10 protein-coding genes are annotated in these 11,947 nt (G+C 34.4%); 1 reads left to right on the forward strand and 9 read right to left on the reverse strand.

Translation table 11 applies throughout. From position 1 onward, the window contains the following. Nucleotides 1-137 precede the first annotated feature (137 nt). From BLR17_RS13365 to BLR17_RS13405, 9 genes are all read right to left on the reverse strand, one after another. Nucleotides 138-704, reverse strand: a complete 567-nt coding sequence (locus BLR17_RS13365; protein WP_066328943.1) for a YceI family protein — start codon at nucleotides 702-704, stop codon at nucleotides 138-140. A gap of 27 nt (nucleotides 705-731) precedes the next feature. Continuing rightward, entirely contained in the window at nucleotides 732-1,364 is a 633-nt protein-coding gene (locus tag BLR17_RS13370) for an NAD(P)H-dependent oxidoreductase (protein WP_066328945.1), read from the reverse strand. Nucleotides 1,365-1,368: 4 nt separating this feature from the next. Next, the gene (locus tag BLR17_RS13375; RefSeq protein WP_066328946.1) at nucleotides 1,369-1,830 is read right to left on the reverse strand and encodes a MarR family winged helix-turn-helix transcriptional regulator; all 462 of its coding nucleotides are present in this window, start codon (nucleotides 1,828-1,830) and stop codon (nucleotides 1,369-1,371) included. A gap of 366 nt (nucleotides 1,831-2,196) precedes the next feature. Further along, nucleotides 2,197-4,917, reverse strand: coding sequence for a family 78 glycoside hydrolase catalytic domain (locus BLR17_RS13380; RefSeq protein ID WP_066328947.1), 2,721 nt, complete (start codon nucleotides 4,915-4,917; stop codon nucleotides 2,197-2,199). Nucleotides 4,918-5,022: 105 nt separating this feature from the next. Beyond that, the gene (locus BLR17_RS13385) at nucleotides 5,023-5,316 is read right to left on the reverse strand and encodes a chaperone modulator CbpM (RefSeq protein ID WP_066328951.1); all 294 of its coding nucleotides are present in this window, start codon (nucleotides 5,314-5,316) and stop codon (nucleotides 5,023-5,025) included. Beyond that, complete coding sequence (locus BLR17_RS13390; RefSeq protein WP_066329007.1) at nucleotides 5,313-6,218, reverse strand: DnaJ C-terminal domain-containing protein; 906 nt, start codon at nucleotides 6,216-6,218, stop codon at nucleotides 5,313-5,315. Before BLR17_RS13390 ends, BLR17_RS13385 begins: the two co-directional genes overlap by 4 nt. Nucleotides 6,219-6,493: 275 nt before the next feature. Next, nucleotides 6,494-8,734, reverse strand: coding sequence for a cation:proton antiporter domain-containing protein (locus tag BLR17_RS13395; RefSeq protein ID WP_066328953.1), 2,241 nt, complete (start codon nucleotides 8,732-8,734; stop codon nucleotides 6,494-6,496). A 152-nt stretch (nucleotides 8,735-8,886) separates the two neighbouring features. Continuing rightward, entirely contained in the window at nucleotides 8,887-10,233 is a 1,347-nt protein-coding gene (gene purB / locus BLR17_RS13400; protein ID WP_066328954.1) for an adenylosuccinate lyase, read from the reverse strand. 147 nt (nucleotides 10,234-10,380) lie between these two features. After that, nucleotides 10,381-11,076, reverse strand: coding sequence for an SIR2 family NAD-dependent protein deacylase (locus tag BLR17_RS13405; protein WP_066328955.1), 696 nt, complete (start codon nucleotides 11,074-11,076; stop codon nucleotides 10,381-10,383). A gap of 198 nt (nucleotides 11,077-11,274) precedes the next feature. Between BLR17_RS13405 and BLR17_RS13410 the strand changes: the two genes are divergently transcribed. After that, the gene (locus BLR17_RS13410; RefSeq protein WP_066328956.1) at nucleotides 11,275-11,934 is read left to right on the forward strand and encodes a TrmH family RNA methyltransferase; all 660 of its coding nucleotides are present in this window, start codon (nucleotides 11,275-11,277) and stop codon (nucleotides 11,932-11,934) included. The last annotated feature ends 13 nt before the right edge of the window (nucleotides 11,935-11,947 follow it).

Below are 11,947 nucleotides of genomic sequence, written 5' to 3' on the forward strand. Positions count from 1 at the left end.
GATGTATCTCAAAGTTACAATAAAAGCATAAGATTTTGATTAAAAAAATAATAAAAGGAGGTTGTGAATTGAAAAAAATGAATAAAAAAATAACCCCGACAAAATGCCGGGGTTAGTAAAGTAAAATGGGAATAGAATTAGAATTTCAAAGCAACAGCTAATTCAAAATCGTCATAGATAGTTTTGTCTCCTAAACCTTGGAAGAAGTTTCCTGAACCGTATTTAATGTCATATTTAGTTCTGTCAACTTTAAATGCAGTTGTAGCAGTATTTCCTTTTACAGCAAGTTCGAAATTAACAGGTTTAGTAATTCCTTTGATAGTTAAATCAGCTGTTACAGTATAAAGGTCTTTAGCTTTTGTATTTATTTTTTTGATAACTAAAGTTGAAGTTGGGAATTTATCTGTTCCAAAGAAATCATCAGCTTTTAAGTGACCGTTTAATTTACCTTGGTATTCTCCGGTTAAGTCAGTAGCAGTTAATGAAGTCATATCAACAGTAAAAGAACCACCAACTAATTTGTTTCCTTTTAAAACGACAGCTCCGTCTTTGAAGTTTACTGTTCCAGAGTGCTCTCCGGTTACTTTTTTACCTACCCATTTGATAGTAGAAGCTTTTGCGTCAATTTTTTTAGTTTGTGCGTTTACTGAAATACCAGCTGCTGCTACGAATAATGCTATTGCAATTGTTTTTAAATTTTTCATTTTGTTTGATTTAAATTTGATTAATAATTATAGCGTAATAAATAATTCTTCTTGTGATTTTCTAACTTTTTTATAATGTTGGGTTGTGTCTTCTTCGTGTCTGTAACCTAATGTTGCAATAAGAGAAGTGTTCAATCCTAATTTGTCAAGACCTAAAATTTCGTTTACCTGTTCCGGAACAAAACCTTCCATTGGAGTGACGTCAATTTTTAATTCGGCAGCTGCATTCAATAAATTTCCAAGAGCTAAATAGGTTTGTTTTGAAGTCCAAACTTGTTTAGTATCTTCAGGAAGATTCAAAAGTTTCGATTTCATAAAATCGGCATAGCCTGTTAACGAATCCGCAGGAATGTTTCTTGTAGTGCTAATGTTTGAAATGTAGTTGTCAATCGTTTTTTCTTCAACCTGAGTTTCATTTGCAAAAATGATAAGGTGAGAAGCATCTACAATTTGTGATTGTCCCCAGGCAGCTGGTTGAATTTTAGCTCTTAATTCAGGATTTTCAACAATGATTACTTTGTAAGGTTGTAATCCATAAGAAGACGAACTCAATCGGATGGCTTCTTTTAAAGTGCTTAAGTCTTGTTTTGAGATTTTTTTTGTAGCATCAAATTTTTTTGTTGCGTATCTCCAGTTTTGATTTTCTATAAAGGTGCTCATACTATTATTGTTGTTGATTTCTGTATTTTTCTAATAATGTGTTTAACTGTTCTAATTCTTCTTTGCTTAGATTCGTTGTCAAAGCATTTTCGTGTGCTGTAACTTTTGGATCCAATTCTGCTAAAATATCTAATCCTTTTTGTGTAATTAATACTTCAATTTTTCTTCGGTTATCCGGACAGACATTTCTTGTTACTAATTCTTTTAACAGTAGTTTGTCAACTAATCGGGTCGTATTACTTGTTTTGGCTACCATGCGTTCCTGAATGATACACATGTTAGCAGGATTACCTTTTTGACCTCTAAGGATACGTAAAACATTGTATTGTTCCCCTGACAAGTCATAAGGTTTTAAGATTTCATTAAACTTTTCACTCAAAATATTGTTGGTGTACATGATATTGAGAATAATTTTTTTGGAAAGGTCTAATGCAACCGTACTTTTTATTTCATCTTCAATTTTCATTCCAATACTGTTTTTATTTGTTGATACAAATGTAATACTTTTTTATTTGTATATACAAGTGTTGTAGTGAAGAATTTTTATATTTTTTTGTTAAAATAACTGGAAATGATTGTGAGTATTTGAATTTACTGGTTTTTTTATTGTTCGTTCTAACAATTTATTACTAATGTTTTTTTGTATTTTTTCAAAAAATAGAAGTTTTTGAAACAGCTAATACGTAATCATTACTTTAATGGATAGTTTTTTATTAGAAAATTGATTCTAAATTGAGCAAAAAAGATTTTGAGTAAAATAGAAAAGGATAAAAAAAAGGATAACAACCGCACTGTTATCCTTTTTAATTTATTTCAGTAATTTGAAATAGCTTTATCTCTCCAAATAATGTTCTCCCGAACCAATAGCATCAAGATAAAGATAGTTTCCTTCTTCGGAAGCAGATACTTCTTTGTTGTCTAATTTAATTGTGTTCCCTGTTTTGCCACATTTTGGCAGGTACACTTTTGCGGTACAGTTAACCGGAACACTGATTTTTAAGGTGTATTTATTGTTAGAATAATTCCAATCAACTTTGATATCTCCTTTGTCAGTAGGATAGGTACCATTAGCAGAAGTTAATTTGGTACCAAACCAAAGTGGTTTGATTTGGATTTTTTCGTGTTGAGGAGCTAGTGCTTTGATTCCTAAAATATAATTTTGCATACCAAGTAAACCTACCGTTCCCCAAGGATGTGACATACTTTGATTGGTTCCGTCAGCATCCCAGGATTCCCAGGTGGCAGTTCCGCCAAGGGCAATGGTTTTAGCCCAGCCATCCCATTCGGTATTGGTATACAAATCAATCAGATGTTCACCTTCATCAGCAAGTCCCAGAGATTCCGGTAACCAACGCAAGGGAACCATCCCAACACTCATTTTGAGTCTTTTGATTTCGTCAATAACTTGTTTTTTATTGTTTTCAGGAACAATATTTAGCGCATAAGGAAGGATGTTGGCGTGTTGCGAAACATGAGTACTCACAGTTTGATTATTGTGAATTCCATCAATATACAGTCCGTTTTGATTAATTAAATGAGTGTTAATCGCTTTTTTAATAGCTTCGGCTTTGTCGGTATATAGTTTTTTATCGGCTGTGTTTCCTGTAATGTCAGCAATTTTTGAAATAATATTAAAATCTTCATAAGCATAAGTATCAATAACGGTTTTGGATTCTACCGACATGTCGTAGCCATAACGCATTGTAGGTGGCCAATCGATAATTCCGTATTCATAAGGCCCTTTTCCGCCTTTAAGTTGGTGAATTAATCCTGTACTTTCATTTTTATAAGTGTCGACATAATCTGCAATTTTTTTCAAACGAGAATAATTGGATTTTAGGAATTCAATATTTCCCGTTTCGATGTAATAATCCCAAGCCCAAAGCAGGTAGGCTTGAGTAAAATCAGGGATGTCTCTTCCGCCATCAACATTTGGATAAACAGCATTCAATCGTCCGTCAGGCCAGTATTGATCCTGAGATTCAAGGAATTCCTTTAAAGCTCTGGAATTCATTGTTCTGTCATACATCACACTCATACAAGGAACCGCCTGTGACCAGCTATCCAATAAAAAAGCACCTTTTTCTCTGGTAGGGGTATCGACAAAATTTTCCTGCGCACCCAGAATTAAGGTATGCTTCATTAATTCCCAAACATTATTAAGCATTTCGTTAGAAGATTGGAAAGAAGAACGGGAAGGATCTAATTCGAAATGACGACTAATAAAACTTACGTTATTTTGATTCAGTTCGTTCGGAGCATTATCAATTTGCAAATAGCGCATTCCAAAATAAACATTAGGATTAAAAACAGCATTATTGCCACTTGGAACGAAATTGAAACTTAAATTGGTAGACTGATTGTATTTAATATCAATTCTGCCTTCAGGATTTAAGGCATAACCTCCCAGCATTTTGATAGTATCTCCGGCTTTGCGTTCATTGAAAGCTATTTTAAAACTACCGGCATATACTTTCCCCAAATCAATCAGGTATTTACCGTTACCTAAATTTTGGATAGATTTAGCTTTAATTTCTTTTTCGACAACGCGGGTTAGGTCGGATTGTAAAGTTCCTGTCCAGGGAGTGGTAGGTTGAGGACCTATTTCGACAGCATTTTTCCAATTAGAATCATCTAATTTTAAGTTGTTCCAATTAGTAATTTTTTTACGGGAATCGATGGTTTCGATTCTGCCAACACCTTCACCGCCACGTTGTGGTTGCCCTACAGCCCATTGTGCGGCCTGTGTTTGTTTCCAGGATTTGTCTGAACCAATAATAGTTTGTGTTCCGTCACTATATTCGATAATCGTTTTTGAAATCATACCACGGCTTCCTGTGGCGCGTCCCTGACCTCCGCCATACCAGTGCGTAAGGCAAGCTAATAGGTTTTCGGAATTTTTATTTAATAAGGTAGTAATATCCCAGGCGTTATAATAGCTGTATTGTGGATAATGGTGGTTGAATCCTTTCCCCACAAATTGACCGTTGACATATAATTCATAGCTATGACAGGCAGAAATATAGGTTATGGCTTTTTTGATGGTTTTGTTAGGAAGCTTTGTTATTTTTCTAAAGTAAGTGTAATCGTCATTGTCTTTAGAATCTCTTTTTGTCCATTGTGCGGAATTCCAATCATTATTGTGTAATAATCCGGTTGTAAAGCTGGCCGTTTCCGAATAAGGACTCATATTTCCATCTTTGTCCCAACAACGAACTTTCCAGTAGTAAGTTGTTGCTGCTCTAAGAGTAATACCATCTGGATAAATATAGTTTTGCTTTCTGGAATTGGTTTTCTTGCTATCCCAAATATCAGCTTTATTGGCTTTAAGATTAGCCAGACTGGAAGCTACAATGATTTGGTAAGCCGATTGGATTTCGTTAGTGTCAGAATCACTGAGGTACCAGCCAAAATAGGGTTTGTCGTTGGTTCCAATAGGATTTTGTTTGTCAAAACTTCTTAAGTTAAAAGGAGCATTTGGATTTGCGGCATTAATTGGGTTTAACGAAAAAAGTAAGAATAATAGAAAGAAGGTTTGTTGTATGGATTTCATTAATAGCAGTTTGTTTATTTTTTATGATTTGCCAAAATATAAAAAATAATCGGTTCAGCTTTCCTGCTTTTTTGAGTTTTTTTAGCCTGATAGTTTAAGTTGAATCTAGTTTTCGTATAGCAATAAGCGGTTTCGAACTCTAAGTAATTCAGCTTGTAAGGCGTCTATTTTTTGAAGTAAATTAAGAACAACATCTATCCCTTCAATGTTTACTTCTAAATCTTTGTGCATACGCACAATTTTTTCAATTTCATAGATTGATTCTTTATGTACATACTGAACGTTATCTACAAATTGAATTTCGATTAAGCCATTTTCATCGAGAGTATTGAAAAAACTAATTTCAACTTTATAATGTTGGCATAAAGTGTTTATAGGGATAAAGTTTTCGGTATTCATGTTGTTCTTAATTTAGAGAGTTCGGTAAATAATTCTAATTCTTTAGGGGTTAGATGTGTTGGGATTTTAATTTGAAAAGTGATGTATAAATCGCCAAAATCCCCTTCTTTTTTATAAACAGGAAATCCTTTTCCTTTGAGTTTTACTTTAGTGCCATTTTGTGTTCCTGGTGCAATTTTAAGTTTTGCTTTTCCGTCAAAAGTATTTACGGTAACTTCTCCACCCAAAACGGCTTTGTATAAATCGAGGGTAACAGTAGCATATAGATTGTCCTTGTCTCTTTTAAAATCAGGATGATTATTGATCGTAAAAGTAATGTATAAATCGCCTTTAGGACCTCCGTTCATACCGTCACCACCATGTCCGGCAATTTTAATGGTTTGTCCGTTTTCTATACCGGCAGGAATGGTGAAACGAATATTTTTTCCATTAACCATAACGGTTTTTTTATGAGTAGTGTAAGCATCTTCCAGATTCAACTGCAATTCGGTTGTGAAATCGTTGCCTTTGTATTGTTGGTTTGTAGTTCTGCTTCTGCGACGACTGTTTCCAAAGAGTGATTCGAAAAAATCCGAATAATCATCGTTAGCGTCTCTTCCGTAATTATTAAATTCTTCCTGAGAACCTCCCGAACCATAATAGCGTTGGTGCTGATTGGCTTTTTCAAATTCGGCAGCGTGTTCCCAGTGTTCACCATAAGCATCGTATTTTTTTCTTTTTTCGGCATTGCTTAATACTTCATTGGCCTCATTAATTTCTTTGAATTTTTTTTCAGCCTCTTTGTCATTAGGGTTGATGTCAGGATGGTATTTACGGGCTAATTTTCGGTAAGCCTTTTTTATTTCGGCATCAGTGGCTTTTTTATCTATTTCTAATACTTTGTAATAATCTATAAATGCCATATCGAATTGTTTTACAATTACTGTTCTGTTAGCTTTCTTATAGTATTTCCAAAAGGAAATCACATGATGATTTTTGAGTTTTTACCATCTTGCAAACATAAATTTACTTAAATTTTAATTGAAAATGAATAGATAAGGTGTTTTTTTTAGAATATATGCTAATTAGTCTCTGCCGAATTTTATTTGGCTGTTTACATCGTAAAACAAAAAAAATGCCTGAACTATTTTTTAGTTCAGGCATTTCAAATTCATTATCTAAATATTCCGAATAGCTTTTAATCTTTAAATAATTCGGCCATTAATTTTTTGCTGCCTACTATCCAAAGTAAATCGTTTTGTTCCAAAATAATATTGGATTCAGGATTCAGGATTCGGTTTCCTTGTCGTTCAATACTAACTAATAATCCTTTGGTGCGTTCTCTTAGTTTTGACTGACCAACGCTTTTGCCAATAAATTCGTCATTGTGTAAAACAATTTGGCGAAGAATAATTTCGTCTTTGACCACTGTCTCGGGAACTTCTACTTCATTTTGTCTTAAAAAGTTAGCAAATTCTTTGACTTGGGCATCCGAACCAATAACGCAAATTTCATCTCCGGGGAACAAACGTTCGCTCTTATTGGGGATTTGAATAATGATTTCCCCTCTTTTAATGTAGGCAATATTTACGCCAAGTAACTCTCTCATTTTGATTTCACGGAGCGTTTTTCCGGCCAAGTTAGATTCTTTTGAGATTTCAAACGTAGTCATGTGGCCATCCCAGGAGGTTAAATAGGCATAACTTCGGTCTATCTTTTTTTCTTCTCTATCGTTGAGGTTCGTCAGGAAATGACTTTCAATTTTATGGTATTGTTCGTGTAGTTTTTTAGGGAAAAGCAAATAAATTACAATAGCAGTTACCAAGGCAAAAAAGGCAATGACAGGTGAGAAAAAGATATTCAATAAAAATCCAATATAAAATACTGCTAATGCCATTCGGAAAAAGAAAAGCATTAAAATAGGACCACGGTATCTTTTTTCTTCAAATAATTGATCAACTTCTTTTACGGCCACACGACGAAGTGAAAGTGCCCATAAAAAAGGAGAAATAATAATCATAGTAATTAATGCGGCGATGGCATTTCCAAATTTAGAATTTTCCACTAGCGGCAATACAAATTTGGAAGACATTAAAATGATTGAAGTAATGATGATAGTATGCAAAAGAATTTGCAGTAAATGTGCTCTAATAACCACCTGCCAGGTACTTACAGAACGGATAGCTTGTGCATTAGCACTGTAACGGGCAATTCTTTTAGTCCATTTTCGGGGTAATTCTTTTTCAAGATAAACTGAAAAAGGAACCGCCATTTTAACCATGAAAGGTGTGGTAAAGGTGGTAACAGCCGAAACAGCTACAACTACAGGATATAGAAAATCGCTGGTTACATTCATAGACATTCCCAGAGTAGCAATGATAAAGGAGAACTCTCCAATTTGTGCTAAACTCATTCCTGTTTGTACCGATTGTTTTAAAGGTTGTCCTGAAATGATGGCTCCAACAGTTGAACTGATGGATTGCCCAAAGATGGTAACTAATGTTAAGATTGCTACCGGAATGGCATATTCGTATAAAGTGTGTGGGTTAATTAACATCCCAACAGATACAAAGAATACGGCACCAAATAAATCTTTTACAGGTTTGATAAGATGTTCAATGTGTTCGGCATGGGTGGTTTCGGCAATAATAGAACCCATGATAAAAGCTCCTAAAGCAGGTGAAAAACCAACGTTTGAAGCCAGAATTACCATCATCAGACACAAGGCTAAGGATAAAATTAGCATCATTTCATCGGTCAGTAAGTGTTTGGTTTTTTTTAATAAAGTAGGGATAAAAAAGATTCCGCCCACAAACCATGCAATCAGGAAAAAACCTAGTTTTAATACTGATAATAACAATTCTCCTCCGGAAAATTGCTGACTTACGGCTACGGTGGATAATAGGACCATCATTAAGATGGCAACAATGTCCTGAACGATAAGTGAACCAATAACAATTCCTGCAAATTGTTGTGCTTTAACGCCTAATTCGTCAAAGGTTTTAAGAATGATAGTGGTGGAGGAAATAGAAAGAATAACCCCGAGGAAAATACAATCCATCTCTTTCCAGTCCATCCATTTCCCAACCAGAAAGCCAATAAGCACCATGGCTATAATTTGAGTGATGGCAGTTATGGAAGCAGTACCGCCTACTTTCATTAATTTTTTAAAACTAAATTCGAGACCTAAACTAAACAATAATACAATAATGCCTATTTCTGCCCAGATTTCTACACTATGAACATCTTTTACCGAAGGGAAAAAATCAAAATGATTTCCTGCTAAGAAACCGGCAATTAAGTATCCAAGTACAAGAGGTTGCTTAATTTTTTTAAACAATAATACAGCTATACCAGCAGTCATTAGAATTAATCCTAAGTCACTGATTAGGGGTTTTAAATGTTGGGATGCTTCAGCAACTGCAGCAACAGTACTCATATTTTAAATTTTTATGCAATGTTGTTAAAAATACTAAATGCACTTTTGTTATGCAATTTTAGTGCGTAATTAACATAGATTTATACAAAAAATCCCATCCTGATAGCTATCGGGACGGGATTTGTTTTTTAAAGAGTATAGCTCTTTTGTTATTATATTCCGATAAAATTAGCTGGTGTAATTTGTAATAATTCGGTTTTGATAGCATCAGAAACATCTAAAGTACCAATGAATTCATGAATTGATTTTTTAGTAATCGCTTCATTAGTTCTTGTTAAACCTTTTAAAGCTTCATAAGGATTTGGATAAGCCTCACGACGTAGAATGGTTTGGATAGCTTCAGCTACTACGGCCCAGTTGTTTTCTAAATCTTCGTGGAATTTAGCTTCGTTTAATAATAATTTGTTTAATCCTTTCAAAGTAGCTTCAAAAGCGATGATGGTGTGTCCCATTGGGACTCCAATATTTCTTAAAACAGTACTGTCAGTCAGGTCACGTTGTAATCTTGAAATAGGTAATTTAGCAGAAAGGTGTTCGAAAATAGCGTTAGCAATTCCTAAGTTTCCTTCTGAATTTTCAAAATCAATAGGATTAACTTTATGAGGCATCGCTGATGAACCAATTTCTCCTGCTTTGATTTTTTGTTTGAAATATTCCATCGAAACATAAGTCCAGATATCTCTGTCTAAGTCGATGATGATATTGTTGATGCGTTTTAAAGTATCAAAAAAGGCAGCAAAATGATCGTAATGTTCAATTTGTGTTGTTGGGAAAGAATGGTGCAATCCTAAATTTTCTTCAACAAATTTAGTTCCGAATTGTTTCCAGTCAATTTGAGGGTAAGCCACATGATGTGCATTGTAGTTTCCTGTTGCTCCACCAAATTTAGCTGCAAATGGAACATTGAATAACAAACGCATTTGCTCTTCGATACGCTCCACAAAAACTGCGATTTCTTTGCCTAAACGGGTAGGAGAGGCCGGTTGTCCGTGAGTACGGGCAAGCATTGGTACATCCTTCCATTCAATTGCTAATTCTTTCAATTTAGCAATAACATTAATTAAAGAAGGCATATATACTTTCTCAAAAGCTTCTTTTGTAGAAAGTGGAATAGCAGTGTTGTTGATATCCTGAGAAGTCAATCCGAAGTGGATGAATTCTTTGTATTCTGATAAACCTAATTTTTCAAAGGCATCTTTGATAAAATATTCAACGGCTTTAACATCATGATTGGTTACTTTCTCTGTTTCTTTAATCCAAAGAGCATCTTCAGTAGAGAAATTTTTATAGATATTACGCAAACTCTCAAACAAACTTGGGTTTACATTTTTCAATTGTGGCAAAGGCACTTCGCACAAAGCAATAAAATATTCAACTTCTACTAATACGCGGTATTTGATTAAAGCCTCTTCAGAGAAAAAAGGAGCTAAAGAAAGGGTTTTATTTCTATATCTTCCATCAATTGGAGAAATTGCATTCAATTCGTTTAAAGTCGTCATTGTCTTTTTATGCTAATAAAAGTTGTTATTTATCCGAAACCGTTTAAAGAAATCGGACTTATTTTTTTGAAAGGCACAAATATAGGCAGAATTTTAGGAATTTAGGGCTATTTTTTAAATTGATTTATTGCCTTTTTCGATAGTTATTTATTGAAATTCGGCTAATAATCTATTTTTTAAAAGCGGAATACCTTCAGTAGCTAACATTGGAAAAGTTTCCAATGGATTTCTTAAATCAGGTATCGAAATAGGATTAGGATCAATGTAAAAAACTGGAGTTGCAGGCGGCACAAAAGCTAATAATCCAGCCGCGGGATACACTTGTAAGGAAGTCCCGATAACGGCAAAATAATCGGCGGTTTCAGTAATATCGAGTGCTTCGTCAAATAAAGGTACTGATTCTCCAAACCAAACAATATGGGGACGCAACTGATGATTGAAACTATCTACATTACCTAAATTTAAATCGCCTTCCCATTCTAAAATGTAATTGGGATTTTTTGTGCTTCTTACTTTTCGTAGCTCACCATGCAGATGCAATACTTTTTTGCTTCCGGCACGTTCGTGTAAATCGTCTACATTTTGCGTAATGATATGCACATCATAATGAATTTGCAGTTGGGCTAGTTCTTTGTGTCCAATATTAGGTTTCACTTCTTTGAGTTGGCGCCTTCTTTGATTGTAAAAATCCAAAACCAATTCGGGATTTTTTAGCCATCCTTCCGGCGAAGCTACTTCCATGACATCATGTCCTTCCCAGAGTCCATCGCTGTCTCTGAAGGTTTTAATACCACTTTCGGCACTGATTCCGGCTCCCGTTAAAACGACTAACTTTTTTTTCATTGAGTTCTTGATGATAAATTTAATGTTAAATATAGCTTTTTTTAATTGAAGATGATAGCTTAGATGAAAAAGGAACGCAGATTCGAGAAATTATACAAATAGCAGCAGATTTATTTAATTTTTAAAATTTCTTAAATCAGTGTTCCAAAATATTTTTTTTTCTTTTTACTATTTTTGCACCCAAAATAAAAAAGCATCATGATTGATTTAGATTACCTCGCTTATTTAGAAACCATATTAACGGATAACCGTAAAGAGCGTTTTTTAGAAGTTTTGGAAAATCGTACCAAACACTTTACAGTTGCTGTTGAAGATGTGTATCAACTACATAATACTTCTGCGGTGATGCGCAGTTGTGAGGTTTTTGGAATTCAGGAATTGAATGTAATTGAAGAGCGTTTTGGTAAAAGAATTGACAAACAAATAGCCATGGGTGCTCAAAAATGGGTCGATATCATTCGTCATGATTCGGTTGTGGGTTGTATTAATTCGCTTAAAGAACAGGGATACCAAATTATCGCCACCACTCCGCATGAGCAGGATTGTACGGTAGAAAAATTTGATATCAGTAAACCCGCTGCATTGTTTTTTGGAACAGAAAAAGAAGGTTTATCTCAAGAAGTGATGCAAAATGCAGATGGTTTTTTGAAAATTCCGATGGTAGGTTTTACCGAAAGTTTGAATATTTCGGTTTCCGCGGCGATTATCATTCAGGATTTGACCAACCGATTAAGACGTTCAGATATTGATTGGAAATTAACACCGGATGAAATTTTAGAAAAACGTTTGGATTGGACCCGAAAATCGATTCGCAACATTCAGAGTGTTGAATCAAGATATTATCAGGACAAGTTGTGAGTTAAGAGTTGTA

The sequence above is a fragment of the Flavobacterium glycines genome (assembly GCF_900100165.1).
In the GTDB taxonomy this organism is placed as follows: Bacteria; Bacteroidota; Bacteroidia; order Flavobacteriales; family Flavobacteriaceae; genus Flavobacterium; species Flavobacterium glycines.